Source organism: Nocardioides sp. YIM B13467, from assembly GCF_042788075.1.
Taxonomy (GTDB): domain Bacteria; phylum Actinomycetota; class Actinomycetes; order Propionibacteriales; family Nocardioidaceae; genus Nocardioides.
In genome coordinates this window covers 2,188,931-2,210,083 of sequence record NZ_JBHZPJ010000046.1, presented here as the reverse complement: position 1 = coordinate 2,210,083, position 21,153 = coordinate 2,188,931, and the positions used below count along the sequence as shown (strand labels likewise).

Here is a 21,153-nt window from a genome sequence, read left to right as displayed (position 1 = left end):
TCGAGATTCGAGCCAGGAGAGATCACATGAACGCCATTGCCAAGGTCGGTGCGTTCGCCGGAGCCGTCGTTGCCCTCGGCGGCCTGGGTTCCGCCGTGGGTGCCTCCGTCGGCCCCCTCGGCGAGCCGGAGCGACCGACCCACCAGAAGCACGCGGCCGGGAGCAGCAGCCACGGCGGCCACGCCGGCCACGGCGCCGAGAAGGCGCCCGAGGCCACCGGGCTCGACGTCAGCCAGGCCGGCTACACGCTCGACCTCGTCGAGGACCGCCACCAGCGCTCGGCATCCGCCACGCTGCGGTTCCGGATCCTCGGCGCCGACCACGAGCCCGTCACCCGGTTCGAGACCGCCCACGGCAAGCTGCTGCACCTGATCGTCGTACGCCGCGACCTCGCGTCCTACGAGCACCTGCACCCGGTGATGGCCGCCGACGGCACCTGGTCGGTCACCGCCGACCTGGCCGCGGCCGGGACCTACCGCGTCTTCGCCGACTTCCGGCCGGCGACCGAGACCGAGGGACTGACCCTGGGTCAGGACCTCTTCGTCGGCGGGCCCTACGAGCCCGCGACCCTGCCGCCGGCCGCGACCACCAGCACGGTCAGCCCCTACGAGGTGGAGCTGGACGGTCATCTGGTGGCCGGCCAGACCTCGCGCCTCACCCTGACCGTGACCCGGGGCGGCGAGCCAGTCACCGACCTCGAGCCCTACCTCGAGGCGTATGGACACCTGGTCGCGCTCCGCGACGGCGACCTCGCCTACCTCCACGTCCACCCCGAAGGGGCGCCCGGCGACGGGCGCACCGACCCCGGCCCGGAGATCACCTTCTCCGCCGAGGTGCCCTCGGCCGGGACGTACCGGCTGTTCCTCGACTTCAAGCACGCCGGTGAGGTGCGCACCGCGGCCTTCACCGCGGTCGCCGAGGCCCACTGACTCCCTGCCTGAGCAGGGTCCACCACAGAGAAAGGAAAGCGCCATGTGCAGCACCACCTACACCGTTTCCGGAATGACCTGCGGCCACTGCGTCAGCTCCGTCACGGAGGAGGTCGCCCAGATCGCGGGCGTCTCCTCGGTCGACGTCGACCTGGCCACCGGCCAGGTGACCGTCACCTCCGAGAGCGAGCTCGACCGCGTGCAGGTTCAGCGCGCGGTCGAGGAGGCCGGCTACCAGCTGGCCGGCTGAGCCACCCGCGTCGGCTCCCTGTGAGCGGGGAGCCGACGCGCACCACGATCCACCCACCCGAAGGACACCAGTGATGACCGTCTCCGGAACCTCTGCCCCCACGACCGACTTCGAGCTCGAGATCAACGGCATGACCTGCGCGTCGTGCGCGAACCGCATCGAGCGCAAGCTCAACAAGCTCGACGGTGTCGCCGCCACCGTCAACTACGCGACCGAGAAGGCGAAGATCTCCGTCGCCGCGGGCAGCACCGACATCGACGCGAGCGTGCTGATCGCGACCGTCGAGAGCGCCGGGTACGGCGCGAAGGAGCCTCGCCGCGAGACCCCGTCGTCCAGCACCCCTGCCACTGATGGAGACACCGTCGACCCGGTCGCCCTCCTCAGGCGGCGGCTGCTGATCTCGGCTCTGCTCACCGTCCCGGTGGTGCTCCTGGCGATGGTGCCGGCCCTGCAGTTCGAGAGCTGGCAGTGGCTCTCGCTCACGCTCGCCGCACCGGTCGTCGTCTGGGGCGCGGCGCCGTTCCACCGGGCGGCCTGGACCAACGCGCGCCACGGCGCCGCGACCATGGACACGCTGGTCTCGATCGGCACCCTGGCAGCCTTCGGCTGGTCCCTATACGCCCTCTTCCTCGGCACCGCCGGCGAGCCAGGCATGACCCACGCGTTCAGCTTCGCCATCGAGCGCACCGACGGGCTCGGCAACATCTACCTCGAGGCGGCAGCCGGCGTCACGACGTTCATCCTCGCCGGCCGCTACTTCGAGGCCAGGTCGAAGCGCCGCGCCGGTGCCGCCCTGACCGCGCTCCTCGAGCTCGGCGCGAAGGAGGTCGCCGTCCTCCGCGACGGATCCGAGATCCGGATCCCGATCGACGAGCTCGCCGTCGGCGACCTGTTCGTCGTACGTCCCGGGGAGAAGGTCGCCACCGACGGCATCGTCGAGGACGGGTCCTCCGCGATCGACGCGGCGATGCTCACCGGCGAGTCCGTGCCGGTCGAGGTCGCACCCGGTGACGCCGTCACCGGGGCCACCGTGAACGCCGGCGGTCGCATCGTCGTCCGGGCGACCCGGGTCGGCGCCGACACCCAGCTCGCCCAGATGGCGCGCCTGGTCGAGGAGGCGCAGACCGGCAAGGCCGCGGCTCAGCGGCTCGCCGACCGCATCTCGGGGATCTTCGTACCCATCGTGATCGCCCTCTCGGCCATCACCCTCGGGTTCTGGCTCGGCGCCGGCGCGGGGACAGCCACCGCCTTCACCGCGGCGGTCGCGGTGCTGATCATCGCCTGCCCGTGCGCGCTCGGTCTGGCCACGCCCACGGCACTGATGGTCGGGACCGGACGTGGCGCCCAGCTGGGCATCCTGATCAAGGGACCCGAGGTGCTCGAGAGCACCCGCGCGATCGACACCATCGTGCTCGACAAGACGGGCACGGTCACCACCGGCAGCATGACCCTGACCGACGTGATCGCCGCACCCGGCGAGAACGCGGACGAGATCGCGCGGCTGGCCGGCGCCCTCGAGTACGCCTCGGAGCACCCGATCGCCCGCGCGATCGCCGCAGGGGCCGAGGCCCGCGTCGGCACCCTGCCGGTGGCCGAGGACTTCGTCAACGTTCCGGGCCTGGGTGTGCAGGGCATCGTCGACGGCCACGCCGTCCTCGTCGGCCGGGTCCGCCTGCTCGAGGAATGGAGCCAGTACCTCCCCGAGGACCTCGCGTCCGCGATGGCGGTCGCCGAGAGCGAGGGCCGCACCGCCGTCGCCGTCGGCTGGGACGGACAGGCGCGCGGCGTGCTGGTCGTCAACGACGTGATCAAGCCGACCTCGGCCGCCGCGATCGCGGAGTTCCAGCGCCTGGGTCTGACCCCGGTCCTGCTCACCGGCGACAACGAGACGGTGGCCCGCTCGGTCGCCGCCGAGGTCGGCATCCCGGTCTCCGCGGACACCGTCATCGCCGAGGTGCTCCCCGAGGACAAGGTCGCGGTGGTCCGCCGGCTGCAGGAGGAGGGTCGCGTCGTGGCGATGGTCGGTGACGGCGTCAACGACGCGCCGGCGCTCGCCCAGGCCGACCTCGGTCTCTCGATGGGCACCGGCACCGACGTCGCCATCCAGGCCAGCGACCTGACCCTGGTCCGTGGTGACCTGCGGGTCGCGGCCGACGCGATCCGGCTGTCCCGGCGGACGCTGGCGACGATCAAGGGCAACCTGTTCTGGGCGTTCGCCTACAACGTCGCCGCGATCCCGCTGGCGGTCGCCGGACTGCTCAACCCGATGCTCGCCGGTGCCGCGATGGCCTTCTCGTCGGTGTTCGTGGTGAGCAACAGCCTCCGACTGCGCCGCTTCCGCTGATCGCGGGGCCGTGCTCCTCGGGCGTGACTGCGCCTGAGGAGCACCTTCCCGGTTCAGCATCTCGTGCTCAAGACGATCGAGCAGCGCGCTACCCCGTCGGAAGCGCGGGTGCCCTGAATAGGGGATTCACATCACCGCTCGCGGGGGCGCATCGTGAAGGAGAGGTCTTCCTGCGATCGGAGCTCAACGATGCGTCTCCTCGCCCCACTGCTGTCAGTGGCACTCGTCCCACTTCTCGTCGCGCCCGCCGTGGCCGTGCCACGTCCGTCCTCGATCCCCCTTCCCGACGACTTCCAGCCCGAGGGCATCGCGATCGGCGGGGGCAACACCTTCTACGTCGGCTCGCTGCTGGACGGCGACATCTACCGCGGCGACCTCCGCAGCGGTGAGGGCTCGACCTTCATCGACCTCGAACCCGAGGACGGCCGGGTGGCGGTCGGCATGCGGGTCGACACGGCACGCCACTGGCTCGTCGCGGCCGGCGGTGCGACCGGCCGTGCATGGGTCTACGACACCCGGGACGGGTCGACCGTCGACGAGCTCGAGCTCGGCCCGGCCGCGACCACCTTCAGCAACGACGTCGCGATCACCAGGGACGCGCTGTACTTCACCGACACGTTCGCGGCCCTGATCTACCGGGTCCCGATCCTTCCGGACGGATCGTTCGGCGCGACGGAACCGATCGAGGTGACCGGCGTTGCAGCTCAGACCGGCGGCTTCGGGCTCAACGGCATCGACTCGACCCACCGAGGGTGGTTGATCGTCAACCACACCGCGCTCGGCATCCTCGCGTTGGTCGACCCGGAGACCGGCGAGAGCCAGGAGATCCCGTTGTCCGGCCCTCCTCTGGTGCCGGGCACGCTCGACGGGCTGCAGCTCGAGGGCCGCACCGCCTGGGTGGTGCAGAACTTCGCCAACTCCGTGGCCCGCGTGGAGCTCTCGCCGGACCTCACCAGCGGCGAGGTCGTCGAGGTGATCGAGTCCGACCTGTTCCGGGTGCCGACCACGGTCGACCTCCACGGCAGCACGCTCGCCCTGGTCAACGGCCGGTTCGACCTCGGCTTCCCACCGCCGTTCGGTCCTGGAGCACCTCCCGGCACCGAGTTCGACGTGGTGCAGATTCGCCCGTGACTATCGGCGGTAGGTCGCTGGTGACGCCACCGGCTCGGGGGCCTGCCGATCTCGGACCGCACCAGCCGCGACCTCGCAGAGCAACTTCATCGATGAACGCCGTCGCGACCTCCGGTTGAGTCGTCGCCCGCGAACCTAGACTCCCGATCGTGGACCAACACGTGTTGCTGATCGCCGGGGCGGCGCTGACGATCATGATCGCGGCGTCGGTGTTCGCGCGGCGTACGGGGGTGGCGGCGCCGCTGCTGCTCGTGGGGCTCGGGATCGGGGCGAGCTATCTGCCGGGAGCGCCGGAGATCGAGCTCGATCCGGAATGGATCCTGGCCGGCGTACTGCCGCCGTTGCTCTACTCCTCCGCCGTCAACCTGCCGGTGATCGACTTCCGGCGGAACCTCCGGCTGATCACCTGGCTCTCGGTCGTGATGGTGATCGTCTCGGCGCTGGTGATCGGGGCGGTCGTCCACTGGCTGTTCCCGGAGATCTCGTTCCCGCTCGCGGTCGCGCTCGGCGCGGTCGTCAGTCCCACCGACGCGGTGGCGGCGACGGCGATCGGGCGCCGGGTCGGGCTGCCGCCGCGGGTGATGACCGTGCTGGAGGGCGAGAGCCTGGTCAACGACGCCTCCGCCCTCGTCGTCCTCCGGACGGCCGTCGCGGGGATCGCGGCGGCCAGCTCGTTCTCGCTGGGACGTACGGCGCTCGAGTTCGGGTGGGCGGTGCTGGGCGCGCTCGTGATCGGCGCCGTCGTCGGCTGGCTCACCGCGCTGCTCCGCCAGCGCTTGGACGATCCGGTGCTCAACACGACGATCTCGTTCGCGGTGCCGTTCATCGCCTACTTCCCTGCCGAGGAGCTGAACGCGTCCGGGGTGCTCGCGGTCGTCGTGGCCGGGCTGGTCACCGGCGCGCTCGGCAGCCGCCGGTTCAGCGCTCGCGACCGGCAGACCCAGGCCATCACGTGGACGACGTTCAGCTTCATCCTCGAGAGCGGCGTCTTCCTGGCGATGGGCTACCAGCTGCCCGACTTCGTCGACGCCGCGCAGGGCGAGACCACGCTGGGCGAGATGGCCGGGCTGGTCGCGATCGTGGTCGGCCTTCTGGTCGCGCTCCGGTTCGCCGGGCTCGCCGTGCCGGCGCTCCGGGACCGGGAGGACAACCAGGAAGAGGTACGCACCCGCCTGGACCAGTTCGAGGAGAAGCTCGACTCGCTGACCCCCGCCGACGACCGGGAGGACGCCCGGATCACCTCGGCGCGGAGGCGGCTGGCGCGGGGCCGCGCTGACATCGACTTCGAGGAGCGCGAGCCGATCACCAGGCGTGGCTTCCTGATCATCGGCTGGGCCGGGATGCGCGGCGTCGTCACGGTCGCCGCCGCCCAGACCATCCCGGCCGGCACCTCCCACCGGGCGACCGTGGTGCTCGCGGCCTTCCTGGTCGCGCTCATCACGCTCGTGCTCTTCGGTCTCACGCTCCCGGCGATGATCCGCCGGATGCGGTTCCCCGGTGAGTCCTCGAAGGATCGGCACGACGCGTTCCGGGCCCTGCTGCGGCAGGTCGGTGAGGATGCGATCGACACCCTCGGACCGCTGGAGTCGCAGACCATCGACGGCGAGCCGATCGACCCGAAGCTGGTGACCAAGCTCAAGGACAGCATCCTCCCGCGGGTGCTCGCGGGTGTGCGCGATACGCCGAGACTCAGGCCCGCGGTGATGGAGCAGACGATGATCCTGCAGATGCGCTACCTCGATGCGATGCGCGACGCGCTCGCCGCCGAGCGCAGCATCGGTGCCTACAGCTCGCACACCTATCGGAGGGTCGAGTCGATCCTCGATGACATGGAGAAGCGGCTCGACGCGAGCTGAGCCCGTGGACGGACGGTTACCTTGACGCGTGCTGGGCCGTCATCACCATGACGGAGCTCGCGCGAGGAAGGTAACGACATGACCGGATCAGGTGCACACGAAGCAACGGCGGAGGCCTTCGAGCAGCAGCGCGAGCGCCTGGTGGCGGTCGCCTACCGGATGCTCGGGTCGAGGGCGGACGCCGAGGACGCGGTGCAGGAGGCGTGGATCCGGCTGGCGCGGCAGGACGAGGCCTCGATCGACAACCTGGCCGGCTGGCTGACCACCGTGGTGGGGCGGGTCTGCATCGACGTGCTCCGCTCGCGCAAGACCCGGCCGGAGCTGTCGTACGAGGATCGGCTGCCCGAGCTCGTGGTGGCCGTCGACGGCGGTGCAGCGCCCGAGGACGACGCGATGCTCGCTGAGTCGGTCGGGATGGCGCTGCTCGTGGTGCTCGACTCCCTCACGCCCACAGAGCGGTTGGCGTTCGTCCTGCACGACATGTTCGCGGTGCCCTTCGGCGAGATCGGCGAGATCATCGGCCGGTCCACCGACGCGACCAAGATGCTCGCCAGCCGGGCCCGCCGGAAGGTGCAGGGCACCCCGCAGCCGCAAGAGGAGCCGCGGCGCCAGCGCGCAGTGGTCGACGCATTTCTTGCCGCAGCGCGGAACGGGGACTTCGAAGGGCTCGTCACCCTGCTCGATCCCAACGTGACCTGGCGGACGTACCACCCGAAGGGCGTGCTGACCACGGTCGGCGCGGCCGAGGTGGCCGAACCGGTCCTGCGCGGTGCCCGCTCGATGACCTCGGCGCTCCCGGTCCGCGTCAACGGCGAGCCCGGGTTCGTGGCCTGGGGCGCCAACGGCAAGGTGCTCGGCCTGGTGGCGTGCACCGTGGTCGAGGGCCGGATCGTGGAGCTGCTGACCGTGAGCGACCGCAAGCGCCTCGACGCCATGGATCTGCCCCCGCGACCCGAGTAGCGCGCCCGTCGTAGCCCCGGGTGGTTACTTCTTGGAGAACGCCTTCGTCGTAGTGGTGCAAGCATCCGAAGACGAAGGAGACCCAAGATGGAAAGCCGGATCAACCCCATGGGCAACGAGATCGGGGCCGCGTGGGCGAAGCACATCATCTCGTCGAACAAGATCATCGCCGGCTCGACACTGCCGAAGGCTGTACAGGAGCTGGTGAAGATCCGTGCCAGCCAGATCAACGGCTGTGGCGGCTGCCTCGACATGCACACCAAGGACGCCGCGGCCGCCGGTGAGAGCGCGATGCGGATCAACCTGGTCGGGGCATGGCGGGAGACGACCGTCTACACCGATGCGGAGCGGGCGGCGCTGGAGCTCACCGATCAGGGCACTCGCCTCGCCGACTCCAGCGGTGTCACCGATGAGGCGTGGGCGAACGCGGCGAAGCACTTCGATGAAGACCAGCTGATGGCCCTGGTCGGCCTGATCTGCCTGATCAACGCCTTCAACNGTCGGCGCGTCATGACGCGCCGACTCGGCGGGGATCAGTGGCAGGATGCGCCGACTCGGCGGATCGGGGTCAGGCCGCCGCGCCCTGTGGGGTCGGAGCCGGCCGCATACCGAGGTCGGCGGTGCGTACGTCCTTGGTCTCGCGGGCGGTCAGGGCAGCGATCGACGCGACGAGGCAGACGACCGCGGTGTAGCCGGCGGTGACGACCCAGCCACCCTCCTGCACGCCACCCAGAGCGGTGACGATCGACGGCGTGAACCCGGCCAGCATGAAGCCGATCTGGGTGCCGATCGCGACGCCGGAGAAGCGCACCGGGGTCGAGAACATCTCGCCGTAGAACGACGGCCAGGTCGCATTCGCTGCCGCGTAGCCGAAGGAGAAGGTGACGATCGCGAGCGCGAAGACGAGCAGCTCGTTGCCCTGGCTCATCGAGAGCAGGTAGAACGGCATCATCACCGCGCTGGCCACGGCGCCGTAGATGAAGACGGGCTTGCGCCCGATCCGGTCCGCGAGCCGGCCGAACATCGGCTGGGTGAACAGCGCGACGACGTTGGCCGCGACGACCAGCCACAGCGTGATCGAGTCGACCATGCCGACCGCGACACCGTAGGCGATCGCCAGGTTGCCGAAGACCGTGGAGACGGCCGCGATGAAGGCGCAGCAGATGACCCGCAGCACGTCGACCCAGTGGTCACGCAGCAGCACCGCGAGGGGCAGCTTGGCGACCTCGTTGTTGGCCTTGGCCTCCTCGAACTCCGGGGTCTCGTTGAGGCGGCTGCGGATGAAGAACGCCACCACGACCACGATCGCGGAGAGCCAGAACGGGATCCGCCAGCCGATGCCGTACTTGATGTCGTCGGGCAGCGCGACGACCGGGATGAAGACGAGCGCGGCCAGGATCTGGCCGCCCTGGGTGCCGGTGAGCGTCCAGGACGTGTAGAAGGAGCGCTTGTCGTCGGGGGCGTGCTCGAGCGTGAGCGAGCTGGCGCCGGCCTGCTCGCCCGCGGCCGAGAGGCCCTGGAGCAGCCGGCAGAAGACCAGCAGTGCTGGCGCGATCCAGCCGGCCTGGTCGTACGTCGGCAGACAGCCGATCAGGAACGTGCCGCCACCCATCAGCAGGAGGGTGAACAGCAGCACCTTCCGGCGGCCGATCCGGTCACCGAAGTGGCCGACGAAGACCGCGCCGACCGGGCGGGCGACGTACGCGAAGGCGAACGTCGCGAACGACATCACCAGCGCGGCGTCGCCGGTGCTGGGGAAGAAGACGTGCGGAAAGATCAGCGCCGCGGCAGAGCCGAAGACGAAGAAGTCGTAGTACTCGACGGCACTGCCCATGAAGCTGGCCAGCGCGGCCCGTACCGGGGTCTTGCCTTCTTGGTTCTCGGTGTCAGGTCCCGCCATCGGGTCCTCCTCGGGTAGGCCCGCGGTTCCTGACCGCGGACGGGTGGGGGGGGTGGAGTTTTCTGGCTCTTCGAATTCTTGGGGGAGGTCAGCCGGCCGCGGCCAGCTCGCGCAGGTGGGCGAGCATCCGCTCGGCATCGGGGTCGATGCCGGTGATCAGCCGGAAGGCGTCGACGGCCTGGTAGACCGCCATGTGGCCTCCGTGGAGCGTCCGGCAGCCGGCCTCACGCGCCGCCTGCAGCAGCGCGGTGTCCAGAGGCCGGTAGACGATGTCCGCCACCCACAGCTCAGGGCGGAGGAGGCTCGTCTCCAGCGGCGTACCGGGGTGGTCGGCCATGCCGACCGGGGTGCAGTTGACCAGTCCGTCGGCGACAGGAAGGAGCGCCGGCAGCTTGTCGACGTGACTCGCCTCGACGGTGCTCTCCGGGTGGTGACGCCGGATCTCCTCGACCCGCGCCTGGGCGCGGTCGAGGTCCATGTCGGCGATGACCAGGTTGTCGACGCCCTGGCTCACGAGTGCGTGAGCGACGGCCGAGCCCGCCCCTCCCGCGCCGAGCTGCACGACGGTGCCGAGCGGGGCACCCGGCATCCCGGTACGCAGCGCGTGACCGAACCCGGTCGTGTCGGTGTTGTAGCCGACCGCACCCTCGTCGGTGAAGACGACGGTGTTGACCGCACCGAGCCGGGCCGCGGTCTCGTCGAGCCGGTCGAGGTGGCCGATCACGAGCTCCTTGCACGGGTGGGTGATGTTGAGCGCGTCGAAGCCGAGTCGCCGCGCCTCCCTCATCAGGTCGCCCACACCCTCGGCCGGGATCCCCAGCTCGGTGATGTCGAGCGTCTTGTAGACGTACGACAACCCGTGCTCGAACCCTTCGCGCATGTGCAGCGCCGGACTCAGCGAGGGTCCGACGCCCGCGCCGATCAGGCCGACAAGAAACGAAGACTTCATCCAGACGATCCTTAATGTACGAACTAGTACGTTACGAAAGTGAAGGGGATCACATCCGGCCCCGCGTCGTCAACCCCGCACAGCAAAGAGCCCGTCCCCGCAGCGCGAGGACGGGCTCTTCGGGGGTTTGCGTCAGCGAGCGGTGAGCCAGCCGACGACGATGTCACCGAGGATGCGGCGATGGCGCTCGCGTACGTCGGGCGCGAGCATGTCGCGGCCGAACAGGAAGCCGAAAGTGGCGCTGTTGGCGACCTGGAAGACGCAGTAGGAGCTGATCATCATGTGCACGTCGACCGCGTCGACGTCGTCGCGCAGCTCACCGGAGGCGCGACCGCGGGCGAGGACCTCATCGAGGAGGGAGGCGGCCGGCGTGCCGAGGTCGCGCAGCGACTCGACCTTCCCCAGGTGCTGGCCGTGATGGATGTTCTCGACCGAGACGAGACGGATGAAGGCCGGGTGGTCGTGGTGGTGATCGAAGGTCAGCTCGGCGATCCGTCGCACCGCCTCGACGGGACTCAGGTGGTCGGCATGCAGGCTTTGCTCCGTCTCGCGGATGCGCCGATAGGCGGCCTCGAGGACGGCGAGGTAGAGCCCCTCCTTGCCGCCGAAGTAGTAGTAGATCATCCGCTTCGTGGTGCGGGTGCGCTCGGCGATCTCGTCGACCCGCGCACCGGAGTAGCCCTGCTCGGAGAAGATCTGGGTCGCGATCTCGAGCAGATCGGCCTGCGTACGTTCGGCGTCTCGCAGCCGCTCTGCCGACTTCTGGACCGACTTCTGGGCGGACGGTTGGGTGTCGACCATGTCCCCGAGCCTAGAGCACGACCGGCTTCCCAACTCACAACAATGTATGTACCGTTTCGTACATTAGCGACGAACGGAGAACCATGCGCACCTCGATCGCCACGGTCTGCCTCAGCGGCGGCCTGGTCCAGAAGATGTACGCCGCGGCCGAAGCCGGCTTCGACGCGATCGAGATCTTCGAGCCAGACCTCATCGCCGCACCTCAGTCTCCCGAGGAGATCCGGGCGCTCGCCGACCGGCTCGGGCTCACCCTCGACCTCTACCAGCCCTTCCGCGACGCCGAGGGCGTCGACGAGACCGCCTTCGGCGACGTGCTTCACCGCGCCGAGGCGAAGTTCCGGCTGATGAACCGGCTCGGCATCGACCTGATGCTGGTCTGCAGCAACGTCGGCACCGCGACCGTCGACGACGACGAGGTCTCCGCGGGACAGCTGCGGCGGCTGGGTGATCTGGCTGCGACGTACGACATCCGGCTCGCCTACGAGGCGCTCGCCTGGGGACGGTTCGTCGATGACTACCGGCGCTCGTGGCGCATCGTCGAGCTCGCCGACCACCCCAACGTCGGGATCTGCCTGGACAGCTTCCACATCCTCTCCCGCGGCCACGACCCCAAGCAGATCGAGGAGATCCCGGCCGAGAAGATCTTCTTCCTGCAGCTCGCCGACGCTCCGGCACTCAGCATGGACGTGCTCTCCTGGAGCCGTCACCACCGGCTCTTCCCCGGCGAGGGCAGCTTCGACCTGCCGGCCTTCCTCGGTCACGTCCTGCGCGCGGGCTATGACGGCCCGCTGTCGCTGGAGGTCTTCAACGACACCTTCCGTCAGACCGACCCGGTCCGCACCGCCCGTCAGGCCCAGCGCTCGCTGCGCTGGCTCGCCGACCGCACCGCCGACCTGCTCGGCGAGGAGGCCGGCCGAGACGGGGGTCCGCTCCCCCGCCTGCCCCAGGTGGCCGCGCCCGAGGCGTTCGACTTCGTCGAGATCAAGGCACCGGACACCTCCGGCGTCGAGGTGCTGCTCGAGCAGCTCGGCTTCGACTTCGGCGGCCGCCACCGCAGCAAGCAGGTGCGCCTGTGGACCTGGGGTGCGGCGCGCGTCGTGTGCAACGACGTGCCCAGCGCCTCCCCCGAGCCGCGCATCGCGGCCGTCGGCTTCGACGTCGCCGACTCGGACCCGGCCGCCGAGCGTGCCGCCCGGCTGATGGCGCCGCCGGTCCACCGCCGGACGTACGCCGGCGAGCAGGCCCTGCGCGCCTTCACCTCCCCCGACGGCACCGAGGTCTTCCTCTCGCACGCGGAGGACTGGATCGGCGAGTTCGACGGCGGGGTGTCGAGCACCGGACGTGGCGCCCGGATCGACCACGTCAACCTGGTCCAGCCCTGGCACAGCTTCGACGAGGCGGTCCTCTTCTACACCAGCGTGCTGTCGCTGACCCCGCAGCCGACCCAGGAGGTCGCCGGCCCGTCCGGTCTCGTACGCAGCCAGGTGATGAGCTCGCCGGCCGGCGGCGTACGCCTACCGCTCAACCTGCTCCCGACCGGGCAGCTCCCCAACGACCAGCAGGGCCACGCCCAGCACATCGCGCTCGCCTGCCACGACATCATCGGGGTCGTCACGGCCGCCCGGGAGCGCGGCCTGCGCCCGCTCGAGGTCCCGGGCAACTACTACGACGACCTGGTCGCCCGTTTCGGCCTCGCCGACGACCTCGTCGCCACCCTGCGCGAGCTCGACCTGCTCTACGACCGCGACGCCGACGGTGAATACCTGCACTGCTACACCGAGACCGTCGGCGAGGTCTTCTTCGAGCTCGTCGAGCGCCGCGAGCGCTACGACGGCTACGGCGCCGGCAACGCCCCGGTACGCCTCNTCGTCGAGCTCCACGACCACCTGGCCGGTCCACGGCAACGCGGTCAGCGCGTCCTTGGCGTCGCTGGCCATCAGGTAGGCGAAGTTGGGTGAGCAGAACGACGTCGGCAGCCGCAGGTGGACCTCGACCCTGACCCTCTCGCCGTCCGGTGCGGTCGGGGAGACGGTCAGCGACCGGACGAAGCCGAGGTCGGTGATGGGCTCGTCGAGCTCGGGGTCGACGACGGCGTGGAGCGCGGCGTACGCCTCGGCGGCGCGGGTGCTCTCCTGGGTCAGCAGCGACATGTCACACCGCCGCGAGGTCGGCCCGCTCGGGCTCACGGGGACCTGTCGCGGTCTCGTCCGCCTCGGGCAGCCGCAGCTCGGCGGGCACCTCCAGGTCGTACATCTTCGCGGCGTTGAGGCCCAGGATCTTCTTCTTCTGCGCGACGGTGAGCGGGGCGTACTCGGTCATGTCCTCCGGGATCTGGAAGTCGACGAACCGCTCGATCAGCCACTTCGGCGTCCAGATCGCGTAGTCGGAGGAGAACTGGATCCGGTCCTCGCCGATCCAGTAGACGAGCTCGCCGAGGATCTGCGCGAAGTAGCGCGGCCGGGTGTGGATGAACGGCATTGCCACCGCCAGCCCGCCGTGGACATTGGGCTCCTGGGTGGCGATCCAGCAGAAGTCCTCCAGCCGCGGCAGGCCGACGTGCTCGACGATGAAGTTGAGGTCGGTGAAGTCGCTGGCGACGTGGTCGATGTCGGCGACGTCGAACGCGTCGCGGTCCAGCGGCCGGATCGTCGGGCCCTTGTGGATGTGGATGTTGGTGATCCCGAGCTCGCGGCAGGCCTCGAAGTAGCGGTACGCCCACGGGTCGGTCAGCTTCCAGCCGCGCGACTCCCCGTGCCACTCGGCCGTGTAGAGCTTCACGCCCTTGAGCCCGAACCGCTCGGCGTCGGCGTGGAGCTGTTCGAGTCCGGCCTCGCCGTTGCGGGGGTCGAAGTTGTGGTTGTACGTCAGCTTGTCGGGGTGCTTCGCGGCCAGCTGCGACGCCTCCTCGGTCTGCCCGAAACCGTTCGTGTAGAACTCGCCGAGGTGGGCCGGCTGGAAGATCGCGTGGTCGACGTAGCCGACCTCGAACAGGTCGTGCATGAGCCGCTCGCCGCCCTGGTAGAGGTAGTCCTCGTAGGACCATTGCTCCGACTCGGGGGAGAGGTTGCGGTGGTAGTCGTAGAAGCAGTCGATGAACTGCTTGCCGTGGATGTTGCGCTGGTTCTCCGGACGGGCGTCCCAGAGCGCGACGTGGGCGTCGACGATGAAGTACGACTCGTTGTTCTTGGTGTACATCGGTTCCTCCGGTCTGTGGCTTTCGTCACAGGACGCTAGGGCGGCCGCGACGCGCGGATCAGGGGTGCGGCGTCTCAATGTGAGACCTCGACCGTCTCAATCTGAGACGCTGCCCGGCTGTCTCCGTCGGCCGGCAGATGTAACGTCGATCACATGACAGGGCGTCATCCGATCGCGCAGCGAACCGCGGCCGTCGACGCGTCGGCACTGGCGCCGCGCGTACGTGCCTCCTGGCAGCGGAGCCAGGAGTACGGGGTTTCCGTCGAGGAGGTCGACCCGGTCTTCTCCGGCGCCTACGACCAGGAGTCGCTCTTCTTCCAGTGCGGCCAGGAGGTGCTCGACGACCTCCACCGGACGCTCGTCGGCGAGCCGGTCAGCCTGATGCTCACCGACCCCGTCGGCCTGGTGCTCAACCGGCTCAGCGGCGACCAGCAGCTGCTCCGGGACCTCGACGCCGTCCACCTCGCACCCGGGTTCAGCTACGCCGAGCGCGCGGCGGGCACCAACGGGCTCGGCCTCGCGCTGGCCGACCGGACACCGACCGTGGTCCGGGCCGAGGAGCACTACTCGCTCTCGCTGTGCAGCTACACCTGTGCCGCCGCGCCGGTGATCGACCCGATCAGCGGACGCCTGGAGGGCAGCGTCAACCTGACCACATGGTCGGAGTCGTCCCACGACCTGCTGCTCGCCCTGGCCCAGTCGGCGGCCAGCAACACCGCATCCCTCATGCTCGCCCGCGCCCACGGCCGCTCTCCGCGGCCGGCTCCCCGCGGCGAGGTGTTCCGGGTCGAGGCGCCCCGGCTGGAGCCGGGGGCCGGCAGCCTCCGTGACCTCTCCTCCGCCTGGTGCGAGGCGCTGGGGAGCGTCCGCGACGCGCTCAGGGTCGGCCGGCGGGTCGCCGTGGTCGGGGAGCCCGGGGTGGGGCGTACGACCCTGGTCGCCCAGGCGTTCCGCGACCTGCGGCCCCGCGACCGGATCCTGGCGGCTTCCGCCCCGGAGCCGGCCGACGCCGAGGCGTGGCTGTCGCTGTGGACTCCGGAGCTCGCCAAGCAGGACACCGCGGTGGTCGTACGCGACGTGAACATGCTTCCGGCCTGGGTGGCCGAGCGGTTGCACGCCCTTCTCGTCGAGGCGGCGCCCGGGGCGGTCGCCGGAGTGCCGTTCGCGATGACCGCCGAGACCTTCGACGGCATCCCGGCGGCCCTGGCCGACCTCGTCGACACCGTGGTCGAGGTGCCGCCGCTGCGGGAGCGGCCCGAGGACGTACTTCCGCTGGCGCATCAGGTGGGGCTGCGGGTGCGGGGCCGGGAGATCGCGCTGACACCGGCCGCGGAGCGCGCGCTGCACGACCACGGCTGGCCGGGCAACGTCGCCGAGCTCGTCCATGTCGTCCAGCGGGCCGTGAGCGCGGGTGACCTGATCGACCTGCGTCACCTTCCCGCCGACGTACTCTCCGACACCAGGCGGCCGTTGTCCCGCATCGACGCCTTCGAACGGGGCGAGATCGTCCGCGTCCTGACCCGGCCGGGGATCACCATGCAGGAAGCGGCCGCGGAGCTCGGGATGTCGCGCGCCACCGTCTACCGGAAGGTGCAGCAGTACGGGATCCGGCTTCGGCCGGGCTAGTCCGCGGGGGAGTCGAACTCTTGGCCAAGTCCAGGAAAACTCTCGGATGAGGCCGGGGCGTCAGGGGTGCTCACCAGGGACTATGGACCCATGCGTATCCGTCCCCCACGCGCCGGTCGCCAGCATTTGAACCATCTGACCGGACAGGGCGGACCCGCTCTGAGCGGTCAGAATCTTGCCGGCCGGCTTGTCGAGCAGCACCCGTTCTCCCCTGATGAGGCCTCGAGCATCGTCGCGCAGGTCGCGCGCCTCCTCGCCTCGGGCCACGCCGCAGGGCAGGTGCACGGAGACATCAGACCGGCCACCATCGGGTACGCCCCCGACGGCCGGATCGCACTGCTCGGCGCGCCCGCGCCCCGTGGCGGGGAGGGCCTGCCGTACATGTCCCCCGAACATATCGACCGCCAGCGGATCGGCCCGGCGAGCGACATCTACTCTCTCGGCGCCGTCTTCTTCGAGCTGCTCGCCGGCCGCCCGCCGTACGCCGGGCTCGAACCTGAGCGGGTCGGCACGCTGGTGACCGTGCCCGGCCACCTCGACGGCATCACGACCGCAATGCTCGACCCGGACCCTGCCAAGCGGCCCCGAGCCGACGAGGTGGCTACGGTGCTCGCGAGCGGCGTCGCTCCGCCGCCGAAGCGGATCGTACGTCCGCCCGACATCAGGGGCCCGCGGCTCTCGCCCACGCTGCTGGGTGTGCTGATGGTCCTGGTCCTGCCTGGGTTGGTCCTCGGTGGCTGGGGCACGCTCCGCGCCGGCGACACGATGTCGAACGTCGGCAGCGCCGCACCGCTGGCCAACATCTTGCCGACCAGCTTCCAGCTCGCCTTCGACCTCTCGATCGAGCGCGACGCGCTCCGGACCGATGCGGCGCTGACCGAGGACTTCCTCCAGATCACCGACCGGTCCATCGAGGCCTGGACCGCCGAGGTCGAGAAGCTGGACACCGCCGGCGATCCGGGTCTGCGGCGGCGTACGGAGAGGTCGGCGGCCGCCCTCGAGCGGCTCTCGGACATCCGCGCGGCCGCCCGGGCGGGGAACAGGGGCGGCAAGCTGGTGGCCGTCGAGCTGTACACGAACGCGGTCAACGGGCTCTTCGACCTCGCCGCCGAGCTGCCAACGTTTCGGGACGACGAGCTGGCCAAGCAGGCCCGGAACCTGGAGCTGATCGGATCCGTCTCGGAGGTGCTCGGATTCGAGCGGAGGATCATGGCGAACGCCTTGCGGAACGAGCGGATCAGCGACCAGGGCATCGCCGACCTGAGCGCGGCCCAGGACTCCTGGGCAACCCACTCGGAGTCGATCTATACGCGCGCCGACCCGGCGACGCGGCAGCGGCTCGACAGGATCTCGGGCCGGTCGTTCGAGTTCGGGTCCTACGCGGTCTCGTCCCAGCGTGCCGTCATCCGGGTGCTCAACGCCCGTGACGTCGAGGACGTCGTCAGGCAGCTGGAGGACAGCGCCGACGGCAGGTCCGTGGAACAGCTCTGGCTGGCCGATGCCGCCAGCTACGTCCAGGACCTCAAGGAGGTGGTCGTCGACGCCGCCAGCCGGCTCGCCGACGACGTCGAGCGCGAGCACCGGGACGCTCAGAACCGGACGATCGCCTGGGGAGTCCTCACCGGCATCGTGCTGGCGGTGCTCGCCGGGCTCGGGGTCGCGCTGCTCCGCGCGCGAAGGCGGTCAGTTGATGCGTAAACCGGCAACAATAGCAAAGATCGGCGGATTTCATCGGTGCGTACACGAGACGCACGGGGTGTGAGTCCGACAACATATGCGCATGCGAACGCGCCCCCCGATCGCAGGCCGGTACCGCCTGCACCGACTGCTTGGCCGCGGCGGGATGGGCGAGGTCTGGCAGGCGGCCGACATCAGGCTCGAACGCTGGGTCGCCGTGAAGGTCGTGGAGACCTCTGCCGACCCCAAGGTGACCGAGCGCTTCCGGCGTGAGGCGCTCTCGACGACGGCGGCCAGCCACCCGGGCACGGTGCAGGTGCACGACGTCGGGGTCGAGCAGACCGAGTACGGCAGCATCGTCTACCTGGTCATGGAGCTGCTTCCCGGCCCTACGCTGGCCGACCGTCTCGAGAAGCAGGGGCGGTTCACCGTCGAGGAGGCGAGCGAGGCGATGGTCCAGGTCGCGCGTACGCTCACCGCGGTCCACTCCTCCGGGATCATCCATCGCGACATCAAGCCGTCCAACCTCGTCTACGACGGTGACGGCCGGATCCGGGTGCTCGACTTCGGCATCGCCCAGCTGGCCAACCACCAGGCCGAGCGGCTCACCTCGACCCGCCACGTGATGGGGAGCCTGCCCTACATCTCGCCCGAGCAGGCCGCCGACAACGTGGTCGGCCCACCGAGCGACATCTACGCGCTCGGCTGCGTGTACTTCGAGCTGCTCACCGGACGCGCTCCGTACGCCGGCTCCGAGCCGGTCTCGATGATCTACCAGCACGTGACCGCGCCGGTCCCGCACGTCAACGACGTGGTCACCGTGCCGTCCCATGTCGACGAGTTCGTGGCGTCGATGATGGACAAGGACCCCTCCCGGCGGCCCACCGCGGGCGAGGTCGTCGCCTTCGCGCGCCGGCCCGAGGTCGTGCCCGCCGTTCCGGTCGGCAGCCGCGAGCTCTCCGCCGGGCTCAAGCCCCTGGCGCTCCCGTCGTCCGCGTCGTCCTCGGCTTCCTCGGCCCCGTCCGTCTCGTCGGTGACGGCGGTCGCCGGCGTGGTCGAGTCGGTGCAGCGTACGCCCCGGTCCCATGCCGCCCCGAAGCCGCGGTTCCTACGCACCCGGGTGCTCGGCGTGCTGCTGGTCCCGGTGCTGATCGCCCTCGTCCTCGGCGGGCTGACCTTCGCCGATGCGCTCGATGAGCGTGCCGTCTCCAGTCGCGCGGTGACGATCGCCGGAGCGCTCCCGGAGAGCTACGAGCTCGGGATGGACCTCATCTTCGAGCGGGACGCGCTCGGCTCCGACCAGGTCCCGGACGCGGTCCGGCAGGCCTATCGCCAGGTGACCGACGACTCGATCGAGGCGTGGCACGACGACATCACCAAGGTCGACCTCGCCGACACCCCGAGCCTGCGGGAGCGCGTCGAGCGCACCTACACGGTTCTCAAGAGCATCGACGCCTACCGCACCGACCTCGAGGACGGCGACAAGGCGAGCACGGAGGCGGCGATCGCCGCCTACACCGACACCGCCTACGAGCTGCTCGACTTCGCGACCGAGATGCCCAACATCCGCAACGAGAACATCTACAAGCAGGTCACCAACCTCAAGTACGTCAGGTCGGCGTCCGAGTCCCTGGGAATCGAACGCACGGTGATGGTGCCCGCGCTCATGACCGGGAAGATCGACGAGGAGTCGATGGAGGCGATGAGCGAGGCGCGTACGTCCTGGCAGCTCACCTCGCGCTCGTTCTACGGCGACGCCCCGAAGGCCACCCAGAAGGCTCTGGACAAGATCTCGGACGGCACCTTCGCCGACGGATCCCGTGGCCTGGTGTCGCAGAACGCGGTCGTCCAGGTCATCAACGACGGCTCCCTCGCGGGCGCGGTCCGGGACCTGGAGTCCCACGCCCCGGGGCGGCCGGCCGCGCAGGTCTGGTCCGAGGACATGACCCGCTTCATCCAGCTCCTCAAGGACACCATCGTGTCGATGACGCTGATCGTCTCCGACGACGTCGGCGAGGAGCACCGCGGCATCCAGACGAAGGTCGTCCTGAGCGGGGTGCTCACCGTCGCCGCGCTCCTCGCCGCGCTCGCGCTGCTGGCCGGGATGTTCCTCGTCCGCCCGCTCCGCGGGCGCCGGCGGTCCGTGGAGAGCTGAGCGGCGAGCCGTCGGTCAGACGAGGGTGCTGAGGCTCGAGACCAGGGCTTCCCAGCGGCTGTCGACGTCGAATCCCATCTGGCTCAGCAGCGCCCAGCCGAAGCCGAGGACGGCGTAGAGGCTGATCGGGGTCATCACGACCCACTCCCGGATGGAGCCGGCGTCGCCGAGGATCGGGAGGGCGAAGTGGCCGCCCCGGGTCCACATGTTGTCGAACGGCAGCCACTTGTTGCGCCGGACCCACCTCGGCGGCTTCGGCGCGATCGGCCAGAACAGCGGGATCCCCATCGTGGTCACGAAGTCGCCGAGCAGGTGCACGACGCAGCCGAGGCCAACGGAGAAGGGCATCCACCACCACTCCTCGGGCGCGAAGATGGCGATCACCGCCGCCAGAGCCACCGCCGGGATCCATGGCCAGTGGACGCCCTTGCGGGTGAGCTTCAGCGCGTCCATGGCGAAGGCGACCAGAAGGACGCACATGATGCCCGGGCCGATCAGGACACTGCCGAAACGTTCGGTCTCGACCGAGAGCTTCCCCGCGCCCCAGGCGAGTCCGGTGAAGGCGAGTACGCCGAGGATCGAGTGGGTGCCGTTGCGGTGGCCGCCGGAGACCTGTCCGACGATCTTGGTCAGGCCTTCGGAGACCGGTGGTAGCGAGTGGGCGATCGTGCCGTTGTGGTGGTCCGCGTCCGGAAGCAGCGCGGCGCCGGCGCACACCAGAGTGCCGGTCATCACGCCTATGTCCGAGACGCCCGGGTACCACCCGAACGCGATCGGTGCCGACGATGTCACTGCGATCCACGCGGCAGCTCCAGAGGCCGCGTGATGCCCGCCCATCATGTGAAGTTGTGTCCCTCTCCAGTGTTCCCCCGCTGAATGACCGCGGACGAACGTACCGGTCCTCGGGGCGCTTCGCGTGCGTCGGGGTGGTGTGTCTGGTGACGAGATTCGAATCACTGTTCGAGGGCTGATCCGAGGCGTGAAAGGGGTGCGGTCGGGGCAGCAACCTGAATAGGATGCGCGGTCATGACGACACCCGGCACCCACGGCAGTGCCCGCCGTGCGCCGTGGACGTTCGAGACCAGTCGGTGCGCCGCGACGGTGACCCCTGAGGCGATCGAGTTCCGGTTCATGGTCACCGCGCCCGACGGCTCGCTCAGCGAGATGCTCCTCTCGGTGGGCCGGCACGACATGCCGACGCTGCTCGAGGAGATCGCCTTCGAGATGCCCGAGGCGCTGGAATGGATGTCGGCCGCGATCATGACGGTCGCCCGCGACCGGCGCCTGGCCGAGGAGGCCTCGGCTGTTCCGCACCAGCGCGGGGCATAACCTCGGGCGCAGCAAGGTTGTCCCCAGCACCGCAACTCGATCGAGGAGAGA

The 21,153-nt window shown here is 70.0% G+C and carries 16 protein-coding genes and 2 pseudogenes; 12 read left to right on the top strand and 6 right to left on the bottom strand.

Going from position 1 to position 21,153, the window contains the following annotated elements; translation table 11 throughout:
- Positions 1 to 26: 26 nt before the first annotated feature.
- From ACFX43_RS17705 to ACFX43_RS17675, 7 genes and pseudogenes are all read left to right on the top strand, one after another.
- Positions 27 to 929 (top strand): hypothetical protein, encoded by a 903-nt coding sequence (locus tag ACFX43_RS17705; protein ID WP_378830837.1) that lies wholly within the window; start codon positions 27 to 29, stop codon positions 927 to 929.
- A 43-nt stretch (positions 930 to 972) separates the two neighbouring features.
- On the top strand, positions 973 to 1,179 hold the full coding sequence (locus ACFX43_RS17700) for a heavy-metal-associated domain-containing protein (RefSeq protein WP_378830835.1): 207 nt from the start codon (positions 973 to 975) through the stop codon (positions 1,177 to 1,179).
- 73 nt (positions 1,180 to 1,252) lie between these two features.
- A complete protein-coding gene (locus ACFX43_RS17695; RefSeq protein WP_378830828.1) occupies positions 1,253 to 3,523 on the top strand; it encodes a heavy metal translocating P-type ATPase in 2,271 nt (756 codons plus the stop codon).
- Positions 3,524 to 3,739: 216 nt separating this feature from the next.
- The gene (locus tag ACFX43_RS17690; protein WP_378830822.1) at positions 3,740 to 4,654 is read left to right on the top strand and encodes a hypothetical protein; all 915 of its coding nucleotides are present in this window, start codon (positions 3,740 to 3,742) and stop codon (positions 4,652 to 4,654) included.
- A gap of 149 nt (positions 4,655 to 4,803) precedes the next feature.
- Positions 4,804 to 6,510: a cation:proton antiporter gene (locus tag ACFX43_RS17685; protein ID WP_378830818.1), complete on the top strand. Its 1,707-nt coding sequence runs from the start codon at positions 4,804 to 4,806 to the stop codon at positions 6,508 to 6,510.
- A 78-nt stretch (positions 6,511 to 6,588) separates the two neighbouring features.
- Positions 6,589 to 7,470, top strand: coding sequence for a sigma-70 family RNA polymerase sigma factor (locus ACFX43_RS17680; protein ID WP_378830814.1), 882 nt, complete (start codon positions 6,589 to 6,591; stop codon positions 7,468 to 7,470).
- Between the two features lie 87 nt (positions 7,471 to 7,557).
- Positions 7,558 to 7,830, top strand: a pseudogene (locus tag ACFX43_RS17675) (carboxymuconolactone decarboxylase family protein); the annotation flags it as partial.
- Positions 7,831 to 8,038: 208 nt separating this feature from the next.
- Here the strand turns inward: ACFX43_RS17675 and ACFX43_RS17670 are convergent.
- From ACFX43_RS17670 to ACFX43_RS17660, 3 genes are all read right to left on the bottom strand, one after another.
- A complete protein-coding gene (locus ACFX43_RS17670) occupies positions 8,039 to 9,370 on the bottom strand; it encodes an MFS transporter (RefSeq protein ID WP_378830795.1) in 1,332 nt (443 codons plus the stop codon).
- An 88-nt stretch (positions 9,371 to 9,458) separates the two neighbouring features.
- On the bottom strand, positions 9,459 to 10,319 hold the full coding sequence (locus ACFX43_RS17665) for a shikimate dehydrogenase (RefSeq protein WP_378830790.1): 861 nt from the start codon (positions 10,317 to 10,319) through the stop codon (positions 9,459 to 9,461).
- A gap of 132 nt (positions 10,320 to 10,451) precedes the next feature.
- A complete protein-coding gene (locus tag ACFX43_RS17660; RefSeq protein ID WP_378830786.1) occupies positions 10,452 to 11,120 on the bottom strand; it encodes a TetR/AcrR family transcriptional regulator in 669 nt (222 codons plus the stop codon).
- 83 nt (positions 11,121 to 11,203) lie between these two features.
- Here ACFX43_RS17660 and ACFX43_RS17655 point away from each other — a divergent pair, with 83 nt between their 5' ends.
- Positions 11,204 to 13,078 (top strand): bifunctional sugar phosphate isomerase/epimerase/4-hydroxyphenylpyruvate dioxygenase family protein, encoded by a 1,875-nt coding sequence (locus ACFX43_RS17655; RefSeq protein ID WP_378830783.1) that lies wholly within the window; start codon positions 11,204 to 11,206, stop codon positions 13,076 to 13,078.
- Here ACFX43_RS17655 and ACFX43_RS17650 read toward each other — a convergent pair.
- Both ACFX43_RS17650 and ACFX43_RS17645 read right to left on the bottom strand, forming a co-directional pair.
- Positions 13,064 to 13,270: pseudogene (locus ACFX43_RS17650) on the bottom strand (iron-sulfur cluster assembly protein); the annotation flags it as partial. The gene ACFX43_RS17655 and the pseudogene ACFX43_RS17650 sit on opposite strands and share 15 nt — an antisense overlap.
- A 1-nt stretch (position 13,271) precedes the next feature.
- Positions 13,272 to 14,315 carry an amidohydrolase family protein gene (locus ACFX43_RS17645; protein ID WP_378830779.1) on the bottom strand — a complete coding sequence of 348 codons (1,044 nt, stop codon included), beginning with the start codon at positions 14,313 to 14,315 and terminating at the stop codon, positions 13,272 to 13,274.
- Positions 14,316 to 14,468: 153 nt separating this feature from the next.
- Here ACFX43_RS17645 and ACFX43_RS17640 point away from each other — a divergent pair, with 153 nt between their 5' ends.
- The 3 genes from ACFX43_RS17640 (at position 14,469) to ACFX43_RS17630 (ending at position 19,773) form a co-directional block, all read left to right on the top strand.
- Complete coding sequence (locus tag ACFX43_RS17640) at positions 14,469 to 15,941, top strand: GAF domain-containing protein (RefSeq protein ID WP_378830771.1); 1,473 nt, start codon at positions 14,469 to 14,471, stop codon at positions 15,939 to 15,941.
- Positions 15,942 to 16,031: 90 nt separating this feature from the next.
- Positions 16,032 to 17,639 carry a serine/threonine-protein kinase gene (locus ACFX43_RS17635; protein ID WP_378830762.1) on the top strand — a complete coding sequence of 536 codons (1,608 nt, stop codon included), beginning with the start codon at positions 16,032 to 16,034 and terminating at the stop codon, positions 17,637 to 17,639.
- An 82-nt stretch (positions 17,640 to 17,721) separates the two neighbouring features.
- Positions 17,722 to 19,773, top strand: coding sequence for a protein kinase (locus tag ACFX43_RS17630; RefSeq protein ID WP_378830750.1), 2,052 nt, complete (start codon positions 17,722 to 17,724; stop codon positions 19,771 to 19,773).
- Between the two features lie 15 nt (positions 19,774 to 19,788).
- Here the strand turns inward: ACFX43_RS17630 and ACFX43_RS17625 are convergent, their stop codons facing one another.
- The gene (locus ACFX43_RS17625; protein ID WP_378830744.1) at positions 19,789 to 20,610 is read right to left on the bottom strand and encodes a metal-dependent hydrolase; all 822 of its coding nucleotides are present in this window, start codon (positions 20,608 to 20,610) and stop codon (positions 19,789 to 19,791) included.
- Positions 20,611 to 20,799: 189 nt separating this feature from the next.
- Here ACFX43_RS17625 and ACFX43_RS17620 point away from each other — a divergent pair, with 189 nt between their 5' ends.
- Positions 20,800 to 21,102, top strand: a complete 303-nt coding sequence (locus ACFX43_RS17620; RefSeq protein ID WP_378830735.1) for a hypothetical protein — start codon at positions 20,800 to 20,802, stop codon at positions 21,100 to 21,102.
- The last annotated feature ends 51 nt before the right edge of the window (positions 21,103 to 21,153 follow it).